This window comes from Enterococcus olivae (genome assembly GCF_053760925.1).
This window is the reverse complement of sequence record NZ_JBSMVT010000004.1, coordinates 133,711-152,488: the sequence shown is the minus strand read 5'-3', so window position 1 is coordinate 152,488 and position 18,778 is coordinate 133,711. Positions and strand designations below refer to the sequence as shown.

Annotated in this window: 23 protein-coding genes, 1 rRNA gene and 1 other annotated feature; of the genes, 18 read left to right on the top strand and 6 right to left on the bottom strand. The window is 41.4% G+C overall.

The window, feature by feature from the left end:
• Window positions 1-15: 15 nt before the first annotated feature.
• From rrf to ACWODM_RS04990, 7 genes are all read left to right on the top strand, one after another.
• A 5S ribosomal RNA gene (gene rrf / locus ACWODM_RS05020) occupies window positions 16-131 on the top strand.
• Between the two features lie 123 nt (window positions 132-254).
• Window positions 255-692 (top strand): peptide-methionine (R)-S-oxide reductase MsrB, encoded by a 438-nt coding sequence (gene msrB, locus ACWODM_RS05015; RefSeq protein WP_455320282.1) that lies wholly within the window; start codon window positions 255-257, stop codon window positions 690-692.
• A gap of 109 nt (window positions 693-801) precedes the next feature.
• Window positions 802-1,407: a Holliday junction branch migration protein RuvA gene (gene ruvA / locus ACWODM_RS05010; protein ID WP_455320281.1), complete on the top strand. Its 606-nt coding sequence runs from the start codon at window positions 802-804 to the stop codon at window positions 1,405-1,407.
• Between the two features lie 10 nt (window positions 1,408-1,417).
• Window positions 1,418-2,419, top strand: coding sequence for a Holliday junction branch migration DNA helicase RuvB (gene ruvB, locus ACWODM_RS05005; protein ID WP_455320280.1), 1,002 nt, complete (start codon window positions 1,418-1,420; stop codon window positions 2,417-2,419).
• A 14-nt stretch (window positions 2,420-2,433) separates the two neighbouring features.
• Window positions 2,434-3,012 carry a TetR/AcrR family transcriptional regulator gene (locus ACWODM_RS05000; protein ID WP_455320279.1) on the top strand — a complete coding sequence of 193 codons (579 nt, stop codon included), beginning with the start codon at window positions 2,434-2,436 and terminating at the stop codon, window positions 3,010-3,012.
• Window positions 3,005-3,463 (top strand): low molecular weight protein-tyrosine-phosphatase, encoded by a 459-nt coding sequence (locus tag ACWODM_RS04995; RefSeq protein WP_455320278.1) that lies wholly within the window; start codon window positions 3,005-3,007, stop codon window positions 3,461-3,463. The genes ACWODM_RS05000 and ACWODM_RS04995 overlap by 8 nt, the downstream gene beginning before the upstream one ends.
• A gap of 27 nt (window positions 3,464-3,490) precedes the next feature.
• Window positions 3,491-3,859 (top strand): hypothetical protein, encoded by a 369-nt coding sequence (locus ACWODM_RS04990; protein ID WP_455320277.1) that lies wholly within the window; start codon window positions 3,491-3,493, stop codon window positions 3,857-3,859.
• A gap of 120 nt (window positions 3,860-3,979) precedes the next feature.
• On the opposite strand, the gene ACWODM_RS04985 is transcribed toward ACWODM_RS04990, so the two are convergent.
• Window positions 3,980-5,308, bottom strand: a complete 1,329-nt coding sequence (locus tag ACWODM_RS04985) for a metallophosphoesterase (RefSeq protein WP_455320276.1) — start codon at window positions 5,306-5,308, stop codon at window positions 3,980-3,982.
• A gap of 405 nt (window positions 5,309-5,713) precedes the next feature.
• On the opposite strand from ACWODM_RS04985, the gene nox reads away from it, so the two are divergent.
• Window positions 5,714-7,048 carry a H2O-forming NADH oxidase gene (gene nox, locus ACWODM_RS04980; protein ID WP_455320275.1) on the top strand — a complete coding sequence of 445 codons (1,335 nt, stop codon included), beginning with the start codon at window positions 5,714-5,716 and terminating at the stop codon, window positions 7,046-7,048.
• A 32-nt stretch (window positions 7,049-7,080) separates the two neighbouring features.
• On the opposite strand, the gene ACWODM_RS04975 is transcribed toward nox, so the two are convergent.
• The 3 genes from ACWODM_RS04975 to ACWODM_RS04965 all read right to left on the bottom strand — a co-directional run bounded on the left by ACWODM_RS04975 (window position 7,081) and on the right by ACWODM_RS04965 (window position 8,068).
• Complete coding sequence (locus tag ACWODM_RS04975; RefSeq protein WP_455320274.1) at window positions 7,081-7,521, bottom strand: helix-turn-helix domain-containing protein; 441 nt, start codon at window positions 7,519-7,521, stop codon at window positions 7,081-7,083.
• Window positions 7,469-7,660 (bottom strand): hypothetical protein, encoded by a 192-nt coding sequence (locus tag ACWODM_RS04970; protein WP_455320286.1) that lies wholly within the window; start codon window positions 7,658-7,660, stop codon window positions 7,469-7,471. Before ACWODM_RS04970 ends, ACWODM_RS04975 begins: the two co-directional genes overlap by 53 nt.
• A 72-nt stretch (window positions 7,661-7,732) precedes the next feature.
• Complete coding sequence (locus ACWODM_RS04965) at window positions 7,733-8,068, bottom strand: hypothetical protein (RefSeq protein WP_455320273.1); 336 nt, start codon at window positions 8,066-8,068, stop codon at window positions 7,733-7,735.
• Between the two features lie 165 nt (window positions 8,069-8,233).
• Between ACWODM_RS04965 and ACWODM_RS04960 the strand changes: the two genes are divergently transcribed.
• Window positions 8,234-10,264: an FAD-dependent oxidoreductase gene (locus ACWODM_RS04960; RefSeq protein WP_455320272.1), complete on the top strand. Its 2,031-nt coding sequence runs from the start codon at window positions 8,234-8,236 to the stop codon at window positions 10,262-10,264.
• A 74-nt stretch (window positions 10,265-10,338) separates the two neighbouring features.
• Here ACWODM_RS04960 and ACWODM_RS04955 read toward each other — a convergent pair whose 3' ends face one another.
• Entirely contained in the window at window positions 10,339-10,737 is a 399-nt protein-coding gene (locus tag ACWODM_RS04955; protein WP_455320271.1) for a DUF1801 domain-containing protein, read from the bottom strand.
• 613 nt (window positions 10,738-11,350) lie between these two features.
• Here ACWODM_RS04955 and ACWODM_RS04950 point away from each other — a divergent pair.
• The 9 genes from ACWODM_RS04950 (at window position 11,351) to ACWODM_RS04910 (ending at window position 18,435) form a co-directional block, all read left to right on the top strand.
• On the top strand, window positions 11,351-12,172 hold the full coding sequence (locus ACWODM_RS04950) for a MetQ/NlpA family ABC transporter substrate-binding protein (RefSeq protein WP_455320270.1): 822 nt from the start codon (window positions 11,351-11,353) through the stop codon (window positions 12,170-12,172).
• Between the two features lie 14 nt (window positions 12,173-12,186).
• Window positions 12,187-13,173, top strand: a complete 987-nt coding sequence (locus ACWODM_RS04945; protein ID WP_455320269.1) for a thiamine pyrophosphate-dependent dehydrogenase E1 component subunit alpha — start codon at window positions 12,187-12,189, stop codon at window positions 13,171-13,173.
• Complete coding sequence (locus tag ACWODM_RS04940) at window positions 13,166-14,167, top strand: alpha-ketoacid dehydrogenase subunit beta (RefSeq protein ID WP_455320268.1); 1,002 nt, start codon at window positions 13,166-13,168, stop codon at window positions 14,165-14,167. The genes ACWODM_RS04945 and ACWODM_RS04940 overlap by 8 nt, the downstream gene beginning before the upstream one ends.
• Entirely contained in the window at window positions 14,164-14,952 is a 789-nt protein-coding gene (locus ACWODM_RS04935; RefSeq protein WP_455320267.1) for a carbon-nitrogen family hydrolase, read from the top strand. The genes ACWODM_RS04940 and ACWODM_RS04935 overlap by 4 nt, the downstream gene beginning before the upstream one ends.
• An 11-nt stretch (window positions 14,953-14,963) precedes the next feature.
• Entirely contained in the window at window positions 14,964-16,133 is a 1,170-nt protein-coding gene (locus ACWODM_RS04930; protein WP_455320266.1) for an aminotransferase class I/II-fold pyridoxal phosphate-dependent enzyme, read from the top strand.
• Window positions 16,134-16,342: 209 nt separating this feature from the next.
• Window positions 16,343-16,473 (top strand) — a sequence feature (ribosomal protein L20 leader region).
• A gap of 40 nt (window positions 16,474-16,513) precedes the next feature.
• Complete coding sequence (gene infC, locus ACWODM_RS04925) at window positions 16,514-17,035, top strand: translation initiation factor IF-3 (protein ID WP_455320265.1); 522 nt, start codon at window positions 16,514-16,516, stop codon at window positions 17,033-17,035.
• Window positions 17,036-17,071: 36 nt separating this feature from the next.
• A complete protein-coding gene (rpmI, locus tag ACWODM_RS04920) occupies window positions 17,072-17,272 on the top strand; it encodes a 50S ribosomal protein L35 (protein WP_455320264.1) in 201 nt (66 codons plus the stop codon).
• 40 nt (window positions 17,273-17,312) lie between these two features.
• Window positions 17,313-17,672, top strand: coding sequence for a 50S ribosomal protein L20 (rplT, locus tag ACWODM_RS04915; protein WP_455320263.1), 360 nt, complete (start codon window positions 17,313-17,315; stop codon window positions 17,670-17,672).
• A gap of 109 nt (window positions 17,673-17,781) precedes the next feature.
• Entirely contained in the window at window positions 17,782-18,435 is a 654-nt protein-coding gene (locus ACWODM_RS04910) for an SGNH/GDSL hydrolase family protein (protein WP_455320262.1), read from the top strand.
• A 9-nt stretch (window positions 18,436-18,444) separates the two neighbouring features.
• Here the strand turns inward: ACWODM_RS04910 and ACWODM_RS04905 are convergent, their stop codons facing one another.
• Complete coding sequence (locus tag ACWODM_RS04905; RefSeq protein ID WP_455320261.1) at window positions 18,445-18,750, bottom strand: DUF2316 family protein; 306 nt, start codon at window positions 18,748-18,750, stop codon at window positions 18,445-18,447.
• Between the last annotated feature and the right edge of the window lie 28 nt (window positions 18,751-18,778).

Here is an 18,778-nt window from a genome sequence, read left to right as displayed (position 1 = left end):
CACTCACCGAATGTGTGTGGTGGCGATAGCGAGAAGGATACACCTGTTCCCATGCCGAACACAGAAGTTAAGCTTCTTAGCGCCGATTGTAGTGAGGGGTTGCCCCTTGTGAGAGTAGGACGTCGCCACGCAAGACTGAAAGACCTGATTATACTGTCAGGTCTTTTTTTATATCTCAAAATAAAACAACCAAAAGCAAAAAAATGGACAAATCTTTCACACAAGAAGAAAATAAAGGAAAAGTAGGTGAGAAAATGACAAACTATTCTAAAGAAGAATTGAAAAAGAAATTGACACCGATGGAATATGCGGTCACACAGGAAAATGCAACAGAACGACCTTTTACCGGAAAATATGATGATTTCTATGAAAAAGGGATCTATGTAGATATTGTTAGTGAAGAGCCGTTATTTGTTTCAAGCGATAAATTTGATGCAGGTTGTGGCTGGCCAGCATTCTCCCGTCCGATCTCTACGACAGAGATTCAGGAAAAAGAAGATTTATCTTTGTATCAACCAAGAGTTGAAGTAAGGAGTCAAGAAGCGGATTCTCATCTAGGACACGTATTTAATGATGGACCAGAAGAATTAGGCGGATTGCGTTACTGTATCAATTCAGCAGCTTTAAAATTTATTCCTTATGAAGAAATGGATGAAAAAGGATATAGCGAATATAAGCAATATGTTCACTAAATAATAGGGATAAACAAGGAATCAGGCAGTGAAAGATTGCCTGATTTTTTTTCATATCCATGTATTTTATGATACAATAAAGGGAACATATGTACAGAAAGGAAAAAACATGTACGAGTATATTATTGGTAAAGTAGCGGCAATCTATCCCGCGTATATCGTAATCGAAGTAAACGGCATCGGTTATCAAATCGCCTCAGGGAATCCTTATCGCTATAGTGGAAAAACGGATCAAGAAGTAAAAATATTTCTTCATCAGGTCATTCGTGAAGATGCCCATACCTTGTATGGTTTCAATAGTTTAGAAGAGAAGCAGTTGTTTTTGCGTTTGATCAGTGTCTCAGGAATCGGCCCTAAAAGCGGCTTGGCAATTATGGCAAATGAAGATCATGAAGGACTGATTGCTGCAGTTGAAGCTGCAGATATTAACTATCTAACAAAATTCCCAGGTGTTGGTAAGAAAACGGCACAGCAGTTGATCTTGGATCTAAAAGGAAAGCTGGGAGAGTTGTCTGGCGAGTTAGTTGGAGCTCATCCAATGGAATTGTTTACAGAAGAAAAAAATCCTGAACTGGCAGAAGCCATGGCAGCCTTACAAGCGTTGGGCTACAATGAAAGAGAAGTCAAAAAAATTCAGAAGCAACTACTTCAAGAACCCGCACAAACAACCGATGGGTATTTAAGAACCGCTTTGAAGCTGGTGATGAAAAAGTAAGGAGAGACGTATGACAGATCGAATGATTTCACCGAATGCCAACCAAGAAGAAGAATTTTTTGAAAAATCATTACGTCCACAGTATTTTTCACAGTATATCGGTCAGGACAAGGTAAAACAAGAACTGACTATCTATATCCAAGCAGCTAAAAATCGAGAAGAGTCTCTGGATCATGTGTTGCTTTATGGTCCTCCTGGATTGGGGAAAACGACGATGGCAGTAGTGATTGCTAATGAAATGGAAGTCAATATTCGAACGACTAGTGGACCAGCAATCGAAAAACCAGGGGATTTGATTGCGACACTCAACGAACTAGAACCAGGGGATGTCCTTTTTATCGATGAGATCCATCGCTTACCCCGAGTAACGGAAGAAATGTTGTATTCTGCTATGGAAGATTTTTATGTGGATATTATGGTTGGGCAGGGAACGACTGCACATCCGGTCCATTTCCCGTTGCCACCCTTTACTTTGATCGGTGCCACAACAAGAGCCGGGATGCTGGCCGCACCATTACGAGATCGTTTTGGAATCATTTCTCATATGGAATATTACGAAGAAACGGATCTGAAGGAGATCGTCCAGCGTTCTGCTTCGATTTTCCAAACAGAGATCGTTGAAGAAGGGGCGATCGAGATTGCTCGCCGTTCTAGAGGAACACCAAGGATTGCTAATCGCTTGCTGAAACGAGTCCGTGATTTTGCTCAAGTACAGGCAGACGGTGTAATCGATCAAAAAATTGCAGACAAGGCGTTGTCTTTGCTTCAAGTCGACAGTGCTGGACTAGACCTGGTGGATCAGAAATTGATCAAGACCATGATTGAGCTGTACAATGGAGGACCTGTGGGATTGAGTACTTTGTCTGTTAATATCGGCGAAGAAAGAGAGACCGTTGAAGACATGTACGAACCCTACTTGATCCAGAAAGGTTTTTTGAAACGAACGCCTCGCGGACGAGTGGCAACAGCCTTATCCTATGAACATTTCGATTACCCTTATCAGGAACAGTAAAAGTGAGGAAGAGCATGGCAGAAGGAAATAAGACCAAACAAGTCATTGCTACAAGCTATATTCAGCTATGTACGGAAAAAGAGTATGCAAAAATCAGTATCCAAGAGATTGCTTTTCGTGCACAATTGAATCGACAAACTTTTTATTACCATTTTAAAGATAAGCAAGAATTGCTTCGCTGGATATATTTCAATGACTCACTGAAATATCTGGTGGCTGAAAAGGTGACCCTTGATAATTGGGAAGAACAGGCACTGAAAATGCTGAAAGCTATGAAAGAGAAAGCTCTTTTTTATCAGTCTTCTTTGATAGGAGACCGGGATATTTTGATCAACGAGTTTTTTAGTATTGTCGAAAGAATTTTTCAACAGTTGTTTAGACAAGTGGATGAAGAAAAAGAGCTTTCGTCACAAGATATCCTTTTTTACAGCCGTTTCTTTGCTTTTGGCTGTAGTGGTATTCTAGAAACTTGGATTCGTGGGGATTTTCAAGAATTACCGCTTGAGATTGCAGCACAGCTTTTTCGATTAGCAAAGGATATTGAGCTCTTTTCATATCGAATCTATCAAAAAGGGAGGATGGAAGATGACTAAAGTATTATTTGTTTGCTTAGGTAATATTTGTCGTTCACCCATGGCAGAAGGCATGATGCGACAATACAGTGATAAATATCAGCTTGATTTATTGATCGATTCGGCAGCTACAAGTCGCTGGGAGGTAGGTAGCCCGCCATATAGTGGGACACAAAAAATATTTCGAAGAGAAAACATTGATTTTAGTGGGATGGTTTCCAGACAAGTCCAACTAGAAGATTTTTCTGAATTCGACTGGATCATTGGAATGGATCACAGCAATGTCCGAGAGTTGAAACGGCGTGCACCTAAAGGAACAGAAAATAAAATTCGGTTATACATGGAAGTAGTTTCTGGTAAAGAAGCGCAGGAGATCCCTGATCCGTGGTTGACTGGAAATTTTGATGAAACTTATGACATGTTATTAGAAGGGTTGCCATTATGGGCTGAACGATTCAAGTCAGATCTTTAAATGAGTATCGGAAAGGAAGAAGCTATCGTGAAAAAGAAACCTTTAGCAATAAAAAAGCTAGAAAAATTCATTCTCATGATGACAACGACATTGTTGGATAGTTTTTTAAGCGATGATGCAGACAAGCGGATCGCCAAAGAAAATTTGCGGAAAATCCGAACAAAACTCCAGCAAGCTGCACAGGAAACAAGTCTCGTGGTGCTTCAACTAGAAACCGAAAAGCCGGACAAATACGAGATCATTTCTGGCTGGATTGTCGGGAAGAAAATCGGTAAAGAACAAGTTGTGATCAAGATTCAAAACGATCAACAGCAAATACGCATTCTTTCCTTGATGATGATCAAAAAAGTTAGTATCCTTTCACCAAAAGGAAAAAACGATAAACTAGAAAAATAAGAACTGCCTGTATGGAAGATGTATTTCTCGATTCAGGCAGTTCTTATTTTGTTGTCATATAATGGATTCTATTTCCTTGTTCGGCAGAAACATTCGCTAACTATTCGTACCTTTCTTTTTCTAAGGAAGTAATTCCCAAGTAGCTGTCTTTTTCAAATGCAATCGATCATCAGGAAGATTCGTATCTTGAATAATAGAATCGACATAGTTGCTTAAAAAATCAGCATCTTGTGCTTTCAACAGCTGGTAACCAGCTGTTTGTTTGAGTTGTAGAACTTCTTCGTCAGTCAAAAAGTCATCTCCAGAGAAGAAGCGAAGATTAACTTGACCAACAAATTCAGCGATGGGGTCGAGAATTTCTGAATCATAGATTCCTTGCTCGATCAGCATACCATAGGCCATTTTTTGACCATCTTCGATAAACAACTGTTCCAAATAAGTAGCATAGGAGTCTGCCTCCTCAGGGAAAGGCTGCTTGCTTGAGTCTAGCTGACTACGCTGATAGATCAGCTCATTTTGTGTCAATTGAAGCTTGCCGATGGTTTGTGGCGCAATCGAAAAGGAACCCGTAGTGATCTCGATGATCCCGCTTTGAGGATTTTGTAAAATATCCTGTGCATGGATATGGCCAGAGAAAACCAGCGGAACTTGATAGGTCTGCAGCATTCGATGGAGTTCATCGGCATTGTTCAAGACAAAGCCTTGATAGACCAGTGAGTTATGCTTCAGTAAATTGTGATGCATGAAAATCACGGGTGTTTGTGCCTCTTGTTCAGCTTTTTCTAGCTGTTCTTCAAGCCACTGCAAAGATTCTTTTCTAAGTTTCCCGCCGGTCATGGGTTTACGACGGCTAGTTTCACGGGTATAGATATTGGTGTCCAAAAGAAACAGCCGGGAATCATCGGTAGCCTGGATGATGTAGCTTAAAGAATAGGGATCTTTTTCAATCGCTCGTTCATAACTAGATGAAAAAAGCGTTTCGAAATCTTTTGGACTGATCTGACTAGTTGTAAACTGTTCATCACCAATAAATTTTCTGGCCCAACCGTCATGAATATCGTGGTTCCCAGGGAGGACAAAAACAGCAACTCCTTCTTGTTCTAATGCCTCAAAAAAACCGACAAGTGTTTCAGCGCTTTGCTTTTCACCGTTGAAGGTTAAGTCTCCTGTGACAATCAGGGCATCTGGCTGTTCCTTTTTTGCTTGCTCGATCAGAGATTGCCAACTGTCTTCTTGATAACGCAGCTCTTTGCCAGCAGCAGTTTGCTGCATTTTTTCAAAGGCCGAGCCTGTATCGTAAAGTTCAGTAGCCAGTAGATGAGGATCTGAGACGATCCAAAGATCTGCGCGTTCTCCAAAAAGAGCTGGTGCTGTTGTCTTTGGTCTAAAAAAAAGCAGAACAGAGAGACTAAGCAGGACAAATAATAAAATAAAATTTCTTTTCTTCATGAGAGGCTCCTTTTGTTCAGCTTACTATGAGACGAAAAGAAAGTAAACCTTTCAAAAGAATCACTTTTAGAAAATCAAAACAATTTCATCATACTTTTTTCACATCTCTCTTATATAGTATAAACATACCAACAAACAACCCTAACAAAACACTTTTTCATTTTTTACTCCTTGACCTGTCGATCCCCGTCGACAGGTCTTTTTTTAATGTATGAAACGCTTCCTTTAAATAAGTATTTTGTTCACAAGTGAAAAAATTTAAACTTTTTTTAGAGTATAAAAATGTTATTATAGCTGGTTTTTCAGAAGAAACTATCATATTTTTAGCTTGTGCAAAAAAAAATGATAGTTTCTTAGTTCACAATCTAGGTATACTAAGCATGTAAATTAAAGGAGGAACTCTCAATGACAAAAACAGTAATTATTGGGTCTAACCATGCAGGAATCGCTGCCGGAAATGTATTATTAGATAACTTTGAAGATCAGGAAGTTGTAATGATCGAACGCAACAGTAACTTCAGTTACCTAAGCTGTGGAACAGCACTTTGGGTAGGTCGACAAATCGATGAAGTAGATGGCTTGTTCTATACAAACCGTGAAGACTTTGAAGCAAAAGGTGCAAAAGTTTATTTAGAAACAACTGTTGATCACATCGATTTCGAGAAAAAAGAAGTTCATTCTGTGAATAGTTCAGGTGAAGAAGTGGTAGAATCGTATGACAAACTTGTTTTGGCTACAGGTTCAATTCCAATTTCTCCAAATGTACCAGGGCGTGACTTGAAAAATATTACGTTCATGAAAAAATTCCAAGAAGCACAATTTATTGATGGTTTATTAGCACAAGATGAATTCCAAAACGTAGCAATCATCGGTGCTGGATACATTGGGGTAGAAATGGCAGAAGCGGCAAGACGTCGTGGCAAAAATGTATTGCTATTTGATGCAGCTGACCGTTCTCTTCCAAATTACTATGACCGTCCATTTACTGATAATATGGATAAAAACTTAGCAGATCACGGCATTGAATTACACTTAGGTGAATTGGTTCAAGAATACAAAGGAACTGATAAGGTAGATACAGTGGTCACAGCTAAAGGTGAATACTCTGTTGATTTAGTCATCAACGCTATTGGTTTTTCACCAAACAATCTACTAGGTAAAGAGCATTTAGATCTATTTGTGAATGGTGCTTACCTTGTTGACCGTCATCAACAAACAAGTGATCCAGATGTTTACGCAGTAGGTGACTGTGCGACAGTTTACTCAAATGCGTTACAAGATACTGCCTATATTGCTCTAGCGACAAATGCTGTCCGTACAGGGATGGTTGCTGGTGAAAACATCGGCGGTAACAAGATCGAATCTCCTGGGGTTCAAGGATCAAACGGTATTTCAATCTTTGGTTACAACATGGTTTCAACTGGTTACTCTGTTGAAGCAGCCGCTCGTTTTGGTTTAGACGTGAAATACACTGATTTTGAAGATACACAAAAACCAGTCTTTATGAAAAACAATGACAAAGTGAAGATTCGTATCGTTTATGGTGCGAAAACTCGCCGTATCATTGGTGCCCAAATGGCGTCAACAACTTCAGAAATCTCAATGGCGATCCACATGTTCTCATTGGCGATCGAACGTGGAGTGACTGTTGATGAGTTGGCATTGCTAGATCTATTCTTCTTGCCACACTTCAACCAACCATACAACTATATCAACAAAGCTGCTTTGGCTGCTGAATAATAGAAATAAGAAAACGACTCTGTGAGCGACACTCACAGAGTCGTTTTTTGATATTTACAAAAAGTCAGTGGACAATCAATCGTTTGAGAAGAACCTGAACGTAAAAATTTTTGTTTTTCCTTACGATAGTTTTTAGGTGTCAGGTGATATTTGTCTTTGAAGCGTTTGCTGAAATAAGAAGAATTAGTGAAACCACATTGAAAAGCAATCGATGTAATATCGTTATCTGTTTGAAACAATTTAACGGCTGCGACAGCTAAACGCAGATCGCTAACGTAGGAGCTAAAGGATAGATTCATCGACTGAAAGGATTTTTGCAAGGTCCTAGGTGAAACGTGACAGTGCTCTGCGGTTTTTTCTAACGACAGTGCAGGATTCCATAAATACGTATGAATAAATGTTGTAGCGATGTGGATCAGGTCAGTCGTATTTTTTTTTGGGCATAGTAAGATTTTTTTGCTGGATCCAATCACACAGAAGGGAGAGCAGTTGATTCAGGATCAGCAGATTTTCTTCTTTTGAACAGTGGACTAGCTGTTTTTTTAAACTGAAAAAGCTGTCCAGTAAATAACGTCCGATACCAGAAGAGACATCAAAGCTGATACCAGACAACTCCTCCGGCAGTAAGCCTTGCGTTTGCGGCTTCTTTTCGATGAAGAGATTGATTCCTTCTGTTTGTTGGGTTCATACATAATGACTACTGCAGGTCAAGTCAAAAATTCCTAGAGAGTAATCTGACAAAGAGATCTCGGTCTGTTCGGTAAAATGCCGTTCGGCACCTTTTTTGATGAAACGAATCCCCAAAAAAGACCGATCATCGTCAGCGTTTCTAAAGAAAATGCCTTTTGAGGCATCTACTTTGCTGTAGGTAAAAACAAGATCATCCAGCACATGAATCTCAGAAGCAATCGGGAGTAACGGATGTTCTTTGATTGTGTAATGATAGTTGAAACGAGCCAATTGGTGTGTGTACTCAATGGATTTAGAAGACATCAGATGATTCAGTTCTTGTGCAGACACAATAATTTCTCCTTTCGCAGAAATGACAAAACAAGCGGCGTAATGTTTATATCGAAATATGAAAACGTTGTCTATGATTAATTATAAGGATTGTGTGGAAATTCACAACCGTTGATAGCTATTTTTTTAGTTATTAGCAAAAAATTAATTTTAGGAGGAATTTTCATGAAGTATGAAGCATTGTTCTCGCCTTTGAAAATTGGCAAGGTAGAAGTTCCTAATCGTATTGCAATGATGCCAATGGGGGTGTTCTCGCCACGTCTGTTGAATATGGAATCTGTCGCTTATACGAAAGATGGGGCAGATTATTATATCGAACGTGCCAAAGGCGGGACGGGTCTGATCATTACCGGTTTGATGCCGATCATCAATGACATGGGTTTTAGCATTTTAACGAATCCTAAAGCATATGTGGAAGAGATGAAGTATTTGATGGATGGCGTTCATGCGGCAGGCAGCAAGGTTTTTGTTCAATTGACTTCACTGACTGGACGGGTGAATCACGGTTTGACAGGTGTGATCAAAGCGCCCGCACCGATCCAAAATGTCTGGGATCCGACGAAGACAGATTTAGGCATGACCAAGGAAGATATCCATACGTATGTAGGAAATTTTGCCGAAGGAGCGAAACTGGTTCAGGAAGCAGGCGGTGATGGTGTTGAGATTCACGCTGTGCATGAAGGCTATCTGCTAGATCAATTTGCGATCGCCTTTTTCAATCGTCGAACCGATGAATATGGTGGCTCACTAGACAATCGTCTACGGATCATCAAGGAGATCGTAGAAGCAATCAAAGAAAAATGTGGCCAAGATTTCCCAGTGTCTATGCGTTATAGCGTAAAAAGCTATGTCAAAGATTTTAATCGAGGGGCCTTGCCAGGAGAAGAATTTGAAGAAAAAGGTCGAGACATTGAAGAATCACTGATTGTAGCCAAAAAATTGGAAGAATTTGGCTATGATATGTTGAACTGCGACAACGGAAGCTATGATTCTTGGTTCTGGCCGCATCCACCAATGTACATGCCAAAAGCCTGCAACTTGATCGATGTCATGAAGGTGAAGGAGGTTGTCTCTATTCCGGTAGTTTGTGCAGGACGATTTGATAATCCGGAGCTGGCGAATGAAGTGATTGCAGCTGGCAAACTGGATATGATGGGCATGGGCCGTCCGCTGCTTGCAGATCCGGAACTAGCCAATAAATTCAAAGAAGGTCGCTTAGCGGATGTCCGTCCTTGTATCTATTGTCATCAAGGCTGTTTGGGCCGGATTTTCCAAGGCAAGGATATTTCTTGTGCTGTTAATCCAGCTTGTGGCAGAGAAAAAAGCTATGCGCTAGAGCCTGCCGAAGTGAAAAAACGGGTGCTAGTGGTTGGTGGCGGACTTGGCGGAATGGAGGCTGCTCGAGTAGCAGCGATTCGGGGACATCAGGTAGACTTGTTTGAAAAAACAGATCAGTTGGGAGGCGTCTTTGTAGCAGCCGCCACCCCTGATTTCAAAGAAGACGACCGTCAGCTATTGGCATGGTATAAAAGACAAATGGCAGAGCTATCTATCAATGTTCATTTGAATACCTTGGTCACCAAAGAAATGATCACCGCTTACGATGAAGTCTTTATTGCCACAGGTGCTACAGAAAGAAGATTGAATACACCGGGATTTGAAGGGGAGCATGTGAACTATGCCGTGGATGCTTTGTGCAATAAAGAAATCACGGGCGAGAATGTTGCAATCGTTGGGGCTGGTTTGACCGGCTGTGAAATTGCCTATGACTTGGCGAAAAAAGGCAAGTCTGTGACGATTGTGGAAGCATCAGAAACGATTTTGAATGCTTTTGGACTTTCGGCAGCCAATTACAATATGCTGATGGAGCTAATCGATTATTATCAGATTAAAGTCATTAAAAATGCGGTGGTCGACAAATTTGAGAATGGCACGGCTTATGTAACGGAAACCATCAAAAATTATCCGAATGTCGCGAATAGAGCACAGCATATGTTTGCTTTGGGGACACAAGGAATGCCGAAAGCGCACGAGATCCCAGCAGATGACATTGTCGTATCGATCGGCTATCTGCCAGAAGATCAGCTATACAATGAAGTTCAGGCAGAAAATATCCATTTGATCGGTGATGCAAGAAAACCAGCCAATGTGATGGAAGCCATCTGGTCTGCTTATGAAACAGCGATGACTATTTAAAAAGAAATGACGCACGCTTCTGGAGTGAAGGTGCGTCATTTTTCAGCTATTCCGAGTGGTCTATTTGAAGAGCATCATTGTGCCTCATTCCAAGTGATCGCATCGTTGACAATGTCTTCTAAGACGCTAAAATCGACTTTTTTTAAATTTCGCAGACGTAGACAAATTTTGCCCATATTGGATTTTGCGAAATGCTGTTCATAGCTTTTTAAAATCGGCTGTCCATTTTTTTCTCCGCCGATATAAAAGGAGACATTGTTCTTCTGTGGTGCGAGACTAAGCAGACAGTTGTAGATGTCATCTGTAGCATTCGTCAGATCTCCATAACCAATAAAGGTGATAGTACCGCTCGAAATTAGACGTCGAGACAATTGCGGAAAGGTAGTTTGCATCCAGTCATCCAGAGCTTGAAACAGTTCGCGGTGTTCACTTGATTCGATCAATTCTGTGATTGTGTGTGCATGAATATTCATAATATTCCTCCGTATGAGTTTATTTAGAAGATCCTTCGATGAGCTCTCATCGATCAGTCTTATTTTCACTTGAGTATACCATGAGGAAAACAAAAGAGGAAAAGATCGATTTTTCAAAAAGGGATTCCATCATCTTTGGTGATTTATTTTGTCTATCACTATAGAAGTGGTTGTTTTCTTGGTTTTGATGAGTGAGTACACGGAACTCCTCTCAAAAAGCGTTTTAGTGATCGAAAAAAACTATGTGAAGTGTAATTGACTTCTTTATAAAGGAAGGCTATGATTACCTCATCAAATAACTCATGCAATAAAAAGAAGAGTACAATTCGTTTTTTCTTTATAAAAGAGAGCCTCAGCTGGTGAAAAGGGGTAAAGAAAGAGGATTGGAAGATGGTCTTTTTCGCATTCAACTGTAAGTGCTAAGCGATGAGCAGTTGACGGGGGTGCCCGTTACAGCAACGCAGTCTAATCTTTCTTTAGGAAGATTGTACTGGCAGAGTTTCTTTGTTGTGAGACAAAGGATAAATGAAGGTGGTCACACGAATCCATTCGTCCTTCCAGATTAATTTCTGGGAGGACTTTTTTTATCTAAATTTAAAAGGGGGAAATGGAAATGAAAAAAAGTAAAAGGTTAGGATCAATAATGACTCTAGCTGTTGCCGTGGTTGGTTTAGCAGCTTGTGGAAATGGTGCGACGGCAGAGACAGAGACGACTCACGTCAAGTTGGGCGTAGTGGGTGACAGCAATGAGGTTTGGGAGCCGGTGATCGAAAATCTCAAAGAAGAACATATCGAGATCGAATTAGTAAAATTCTCAGACTATACCCAACCGAATGAAGCCTTGGAAAAAGGCGACATTGACCTTAATGCGTTTCAAGGATATATTTTAATGGATGAGTTCAATGCAACCAATGAGGGACATCTAGCTGCAATCGGTGAAACAGTTTTGAATCCGATTGGTTTGTACTCAGACAAGCATGATTCTGTGGAAGAAATCGCAGATGGATCGGAAGTGGCGATCGCCAATGATCCAGTGAATGCTGCTAGAGGACTGTTGCTTTTACAATCAGCAGGTTTGATCAAGCTGGACTATGAGGATGGCAAAAATCCAACGGCCGAAGACATTGTTGAGAATCCTAAGAATCTAAAGATCTTGGAGCTGGAAGCAGCGCAGACAGCTCGTTCACTGCCGGATGTGGGAGCCAGTGCGATCAATGTGTTCATGGCATTGGATGCCGGCTTTATTCCTAAAGAAGATGCGATCTTTATCGAACCCGTCAATGAAGACTCAAAACCGTATTACAATATTATTGTTGCTAGAGAAGACAAGCAGGACAATGAAGTTTATAAAAAAATCGTGGATGCCTATCGTACAGATGCATCAAAAGAATTGATCGATGAATTATATAAAGGTTCTGTATTGCCTTTATGGTAAGAAGAGGTGGAAAGATGACAATAACACTGACAAAAGAAGAAGCATTGGATTTGTATTATGAAATGCGTCGTATTCGTCGTTTTGAGGAAACAGTTAAAGAAAAAAGTGGCACGGACATCGTTGGTCCTACGCACTTGTATATTGGGGAAGAAGCGATCGCTGTTGGTGTATGCAGCAATCTGACAAAGGATGATTATGTGACTAGTACTCACCGTGGACATGGTCATACCTTGGCTAAAGGTGCCAGATTAGATCGTTCGTTAGCTGAACTTTACGGGAAAAAAACAGGATACTGTAAAGGAAAAGGCGGTTCGATGCATCTGGCAGATTTTAGTGTGGGGATGCTAGGAGCCAACGGTGTCGTCGGTGGTGGCTTCAACATCGCCACTGGCGCGGCACTGGCGATCCAGCAAAGAGCAGGGAAAGAGGTCGCTGTCTGCTTCTTTGGAGATGGTTCTAGTAATCGAGGAACCTTCCATGAGGCAGTCAATTTGGCTGCCTCATGGAAGCTACCAGTGGTCTTTGTCTGTGAAAACAACGGTTGGGCATCAACGACACGTTTCAGTGAGACGGGCTCGGTTTCCCAATTGTCTGAACGAGCGAAAGGTTATGGTATCCCGGGGATCACGATCGACGGTAATGATGTCGAAGCTGTCAAAAACACGGCAGCTGAACTAATTACTCGTGCTCGAAATGGAGAAGGTCCAAGTATCTTAGAGTGCCGTTCCTATCGTATCGAAGGGCATTTTTTAGCTGATCCGCAGCTCTACCGAACAAAAGAAGAAGTGCAGGAGCAGTATGATAACAACAACCCGATCACACGGTTTAAAGAAAAAATGTTACAAGGGCAGCTAGTCTCTGAAGAGGAGCTGCAGGAAGTGGATGATAAGCTGGAAGCAGAACTGCGAGAAGCGATCGCATTTGCGGAAATCAGTTCGTTTCCAGAAGCGGAAGAAGCATTGGAGGATTTGTTTGTAGGAGAGGTGACTTTGTATGAGTGAACGTTTGATTACTTTTTCAGAAGCGACTAGAGAAGCGATGATCGAAGAAATGCGAGCAGATAAAGGAGTCTTTGTTTTTGGAGAAGACATCGCTAAACAAGGTGGGATCTTTGGTCAATTTGCCGGCTTAAAAGATGAATTTGGTGAACGCGTCAAGGATACGCCGATTTCTGAAACAGCTTTAGTTGGTGCTGGAGTCGGTGCAGCGATCGCGGGTTCTAAACCGGTCATCGATCTGCATTTTGCCGATTTTATTGGCATCACGATGGATGAGATTTTGAATCAAATGGCCAAGGCACATTATATGTTTGGTGGTCAAGCGCAGCTTCCGCTAGTTTTACGGGCACCAGATGGTTCGATGAAGCACGGTGCTGCACAGCATTCGCAATCACTGGAAGCTTGGTTTATGGGCATACCAGGCATTCGCGTCGTCATCCCTTCGACTCCTGAAAATGGCAAGGGCTTGTTGAAAGCCGCGATTCAAGATCCAAATCCAGTGATCTATTTTGAAAACAAAGGTTTGTTTCCAGTCGTTGGACATGTTCCAGAGGGAGAAGTAATCACGCCTTTGGACAAAGCCGAAGTCGTGCGTGAAGGAACCGATGTTACACTGGTTTCTTACTCGCTCATGTTATCCAAAGCTTTAAAAGCAGCGGAACAGGTTCAGGAAACTTATGGAATCAGTGTCGAAGTCATCGATTTGAGAAGCATTGTACCAATCGACACCGAAACGATCTATCAATCAGTCAAAAAGACTGGACGCTTGGTGATTGCGCATGAAGCAATCAAAATCGGAGGTGTCGGTGGTGAGATCGCCGCACGTGTGGCAGAAAATGTTTGGGAGTACCTGCAGGCGCCGATCCTGCGTGTCGGAGCGAAATTTGTTCCGGTTCCCTTCAGCCCACTAATGGAAAATTATGTATTTGCAGATGAACAGGAAATCATTGCAACGATTTTAAAAAGTACAGAAAAAAGAGGATTGGTGACAAAATGACAAAATTATCGATCGTACTGTTGCAATTAGATGTGGCCTTTGGTGATCCGCAAACGAATAGAGAAAATGTCCGTTTGTGGTTTGAAAAAGCAGAACTAAAACCAAATGAAGTCGTGCTTTTACCAGAACTTTGGGATACAGGCTATGACCTGACTCGTCTGCCGGAAATCGCAGATCAGGAAGGGGAAACGGCGAAAGCTTTTCTTTCAGAGCTGGCGAGAAACTATCAGGTCTTTATTTCAGGCGGCTCGATTGCCAGACAAAGTCAGGGAAAAGTCTTCAATACGACCTATATCGTAGCACCAACCGGAGAGATTCAAACGAGCTATGACAAGGTGCATCTGTTCCGTTTGATGGAAGAAGAAAAATACTTGCATGCAGGAGATCGATTGGTACAAACGTCAATCCTAGAAGTTCCATCAGCCCCTTTTATTTGTTACGATCTACGTTTTCCAGAATTTTTCCGGAAAAGTGCTAGTCAAGGAAGCGAGCTTTTCTTACTTTCAGCACAATGGCCAACCCCTCGCATCGAGCATTGGCAAAAACTGCTTCAAGCCAGAGCTATCGAGAATCAGTGCTTTGCAGCAGCAGTCAATCGCGTAGGCTCTGATCCCAACAATCAGTTTGGCGGGCATTCTTTGGTGGTCGATCCTTTGGGCAAGGTCCTCTTGGAATTGGATGACTCTGAGAGCTTCGGACGTGTAGAGATCGATCTACAAGCAGTAAAAGAGACAAGAAAAGGGATCCCGGTATTTGAGGATCGTCGAACAGATCTATATTCGTAAGGAGGAAAAGTATGATACCAAATGCTGGAGTCTTGCAGCAATTACCGACGCAGTTTTTTGCGCATCTAGTCAAGCAAGTCAATCAAAAAATCACAGAAGGAAAAGATGTGATCAATCTTGGTCAAGGGAATCCAGATCAACCGACACCTCCAGGAATCGTTGCAGCGATGCAGCAGGCGGTAGCGGCTCCTGCGAACCATAAATATTCTCAGTTTAGAGGAAATCAGGCTTTTAAACAAGCTGCAGCTGATTTCTACTGGGAACACTACGGTGTGAAACTAGATCCCGAAAAAGAGATCGCAGTCATGGGTGGTTCTAAAATCGGATTAGTCGAACTACCTTTAGCTTTACTTGATCCAGGAGATACTTTGCTATTGCCTGATCCAGGTTATCCAGATTATCTGTCGGGAGTGACTTTGGCAAAGGTCCAGCAAGAATTGATTCCTTTGTTACCTGAAAACGGCTATTTACCAGATTATGATTCATTAGATGAAGAAATCGTTGAAAAAGCCAAGCTGCTGTTTTTGAATTACCCTAATAATCCAACGGGAGCTCAAGCAAATCCCGCATTTTTTGATGAAACTGTCGCTTTTGCGAAGGAAAACGATGTCGCAGTCGTACATGATTTTGCCTATGGCGCTTTAGGGACTGAAGCAGAGTCACCGATCAGTTTTTTGCAGAGTCCAGGAGCCAAGGACGTGGGGATCGAATTATATACCCTATCTAAAACCTACAATATGGCAGGCTGGCGAATTGCTTTTGCAGCAGGAAACCAACAAATCATCGAAGCACTTAATCTGATCCAAGATCACTTGTTTGTCGGGCTTTTCCCTGCCTTACAGGAAGCAGGCGTCTATGCTCTAGAAAGTTATGAACAAGTCGATGAATTGGTGGCCTTGTATAATCAACGCCGGCAGGTCTTTGTCAAAGCCGCGGCTGAGATCGGTTGGCAGGCCTATCCATCAGAAGGGGCTTTTTATGCTTGGATGCCAGTTGCCAAGGGGTATGATAGTACGTCCTTTACGGAACTTCTTTTAGAAGAGGCTTCTGTTGCTGTTGCACCAGGCAATGGCTTTGGGGCAGGTGGCGAAGGTTTTGTGCGTATTGGCCTACTTGTAGAAGAGGAACGATTGATCGAAGCAGTGGAAAGAATCGGAGAACTGCAACTAACCTTTGAGTAAAAAAATTAGTAGATTAGCATTCAAATTAAGCGAGGGTCAGTTACCAATACTATTGGTTGCTGACCCTTTAAAAGAGTTCTAGGATGATTTTATAGAGGACTGCCAACAAGAAGGGTAGCTAAAAAGAAACAGATAAACAAGTATACTTATTTTTTTATGATAAAAACCTTGACATCTTGTTTGTCACATGATATGATATAAAAGTTGAGAAATGAAAGCAGAAGCACCCGCTTCTCGCCTAAGCGAACATATTGCTGGGCAGAATAGGATTCCTACTAATCTTTGATTGGTTTGGAGTGCGCGCGGGTTCTTATAGAAGAACTCGTTTTTTTATTGCCATTTTGGTAATTCTTTCTTTCTCTCAAATAACTTGGAGGTGAATGACCATAGCTAGAGATATGATGGTAAATGACGGCATTCGTGCAAGAGAACTACGCTTGATTGATCAGAACGGTGAACAATTAGGAGTTAAATCTAAAGCAGAAGCATTAAGTATTGCTGAAAGAGCAAATCTAGATGTAGTATTAGTGGCTCCCAATGCAAAACCACCAGTTGCGCGAATTATGGACTACGGTAAATATCGTTTTGAACAACAGAAAAAAGAACGTGAAGCCCGTAAGAAACAAAAAGTGATCAACGTTAAAGAAGTGCGCTTAAGTCCAACGATCGACGTAAATGATTTCAATACTAAATTGCGTAATGCACGAAAATTCTTAGAAAAAGGCGATAAAGTGAAAGCTTCTATCCGTTTCAAAGGACGTGCCATTACCCATAAAGAGATTGGTCAAAGAGTTCTGGATCGTTTAGCTGAAGAAACTACTGATATTGCAACAGTAGAGCAAAAAGCAAAAATGGATGGACGTAGCATGTTCTTAGTGCTTGCACCGAAAAACGAAAAGTAAATAGATTAACGAAAGATTTTGAGGAGGAAATTAGTTATGCCAAAACAAAAAACTCACCGCGGATTAGCAAAACGTGTTAAACGTACTGGCGGAGGCGGATTAAAACGCGCTCGTGCTTTTACTAGCCATAGATTCCACGGAAAAACGAAAAAACAACGTCGCCAATTGCGTAAAGCAAGCATGGTGTCAAGTGGCGATTACAAACGTATCCGTCAACAATTAGCAAAAATGAAATAAACCAATTACTAGATTTGATATATATTAGGAGGAATTAATCATGGCACGTGTTAAAGGTGGAACAGTTGCTCGTAAACGTCGTAAAAAAGTGCTTAAATTAGCAAAAGGATATTACGGGTCTAAACATACTTTATTTAGAACAGCTCAAGAACAAGTAATGAAATCATATAGTTACGCATATCGCGATCGTCGTCAGAAAAAACGCGACTTCCGCAAATTATGGATTGCACGTATCAACGCTGCAGCTCGTATGAATGGCCTAAGCTATTCTAAATTGATGCATGGTTTGAAATTAGCTGAGATCGACATCAACCGTAAAATGTTGGCGGATCTAGCTGTTCATGATGCAACAGCATTTACTGCTCTTGCTGACCAAGCAAAAACAGCTTTAAGCAAATAATAACAAAAAGTCCCTACTCCTAGAGTGGGGACTTTTTTTGTTTGTCCATCTTTCTAAACAGCGACAAAAGCAGTATGATAAAGGTATCGATAAGGAAAAGGAGTTTTTTATGAAACTGTATAAAAAAGATCGAATATTGTTTTTAGGCGACAGTGTTACAGACAGTCACCGTGAATATGGCAAGGATGCTAGCTTAGGACAAGGCTTTACGCTGATCACCGCCGGACTATTGTCAGCGAACTTTCCTAAAGCGGAGCTCACCTTCTTGAATCGTGGGCGCAATGGTGATCGCATCAACGATATCCTTCATCGGATCGAGAAAGACTGTCTCGATCTAAAGCCAGATGTTCTTGTCTTTCTGATAGGTATTAACGATACATGGCACAATCAATACAGTGACAGCTTTGGGACAAAAGATGAAGCGGTCCGTTTTAAAACCGCCTATCGAAATTTTTTGAAAAAAGTCACCAAGGCAGGCATCACTCGTCTCTTGATTTTAGAACCCTTTGTTCTACCGTATCCTCAAGAACGAATGAATTGGCGTAGAGATTTGGATCAAAAAATCGCCAGTATTCGTTATTTAGCTGGCGAATTTGGCTGTGAATATCTACCCTTGGACGGGATTTTTGCAGAAAAAGCGATTGAAGCTTCGCCTGAATACTACGCAGAAGACGGGATTCATCCAACTGTAGCAGGCAATGGACTGATCGCCAAGGAAATCGTTGCTCGAATGACCTTTACAGAAAAAACAAAAGAAGAATGACAAAATTCGTCATCCTTCTTTTAAGGTGCCCTGCTGGATTTTCTCTTGATCCAAAAACCAGTAATCTTTGGCTTGACCGAGCAATGCTGAAAAGGCTACCGCTGTTTTTTCTTGTTTTGCTAGTTCTGCCAGCAAATAATCGCGTAAGATCCAAGGTTCTTCAAGGATACTGGTTTTGAGAGTGATCACTTGTTTCACGTGCTGTGGTGTCGTCTCCAGATCGATGGCGATTTCCTCAAAAGAGCTGCCTAGTCGTTGGATATTTTCGTAAAATTCTTCAGTAGTGGCTTGTCTTTGTTTCGCAGATAAGGACATTTTTTCACCTTCCATTTTCTTGAAGTAA

Coding starts and splice junctions, on each gene's coding strand:
- ACWODM_RS05000 (WP_455320279.1), top strand. CDS start 2,434: ATGGCAGAAGGAAATAAGACCAAACAAGTCATTGCTACAAGCTATATT.
- ACWODM_RS04935 (WP_455320267.1), top strand. CDS start 14,164: ATGACAAAATTATCGATCGTACTGTTGCAATTAGATGTGGCCTTTGGT.
- infC (WP_455320265.1), top strand. CDS start 16,514: ATGACCATAGCTAGAGATATGATGGTAAATGACGGCATTCGTGCAAGA.
- ACWODM_RS04905 (WP_455320261.1), bottom strand. CDS start 18,750: ATGTCCTTATCTGCGAAACAAAGACAAGCCACTACTGAAGAATTTTAC.
- ruvB (WP_455320280.1), top strand. CDS start 1,418: ATGACAGATCGAATGATTTCACCGAATGCCAACCAAGAAGAAGAATTT.
- ACWODM_RS04930 (WP_455320266.1), top strand. CDS start 14,964: ATGATACCAAATGCTGGAGTCTTGCAGCAATTACCGACGCAGTTTTTT.
- ACWODM_RS04950 (WP_455320270.1), top strand. CDS start 11,351: ATGAAAAAAAGTAAAAGGTTAGGATCAATAATGACTCTAGCTGTTGCC.
- ruvA (WP_455320281.1), top strand. CDS start 802: ATGTACGAGTATATTATTGGTAAAGTAGCGGCAATCTATCCCGCGTAT.
- ACWODM_RS04985 (WP_455320276.1), bottom strand. CDS start 5,308: ATGAAGAAAAGAAATTTTATTTTATTATTTGTCCTGCTTAGTCTCTCT.
- nox (WP_455320275.1), top strand. CDS start 5,714: ATGACAAAAACAGTAATTATTGGGTCTAACCATGCAGGAATCGCTGCC.
- ACWODM_RS04960 (WP_455320272.1), top strand. CDS start 8,234: ATGAAGTATGAAGCATTGTTCTCGCCTTTGAAAATTGGCAAGGTAGAA.
- rplT (WP_455320263.1), top strand. CDS start 17,313: ATGGCACGTGTTAAAGGTGGAACAGTTGCTCGTAAACGTCGTAAAAAA.
- ACWODM_RS04945 (WP_455320269.1), top strand. CDS start 12,187: ATGACAATAACACTGACAAAAGAAGAAGCATTGGATTTGTATTATGAA.
- msrB (WP_455320282.1), top strand. CDS start 255: ATGACAAACTATTCTAAAGAAGAATTGAAAAAGAAATTGACACCGATG.
- ACWODM_RS04940 (WP_455320268.1), top strand. CDS start 13,166: ATGAGTGAACGTTTGATTACTTTTTCAGAAGCGACTAGAGAAGCGATG.
- rpmI (WP_455320264.1), top strand. CDS start 17,072: ATGCCAAAACAAAAAACTCACCGCGGATTAGCAAAACGTGTTAAACGT.
- ACWODM_RS04995 (WP_455320278.1), top strand. CDS start 3,005: ATGACTAAAGTATTATTTGTTTGCTTAGGTAATATTTGTCGTTCACCC.
- ACWODM_RS04910 (WP_455320262.1), top strand. CDS start 17,782: ATGAAACTGTATAAAAAAGATCGAATATTGTTTTTAGGCGACAGTGTT.
- ACWODM_RS04955 (WP_455320271.1), bottom strand. CDS start 10,737: ATGAATATTCATGCACACACAATCACAGAATTGATCGAATCAAGTGAA.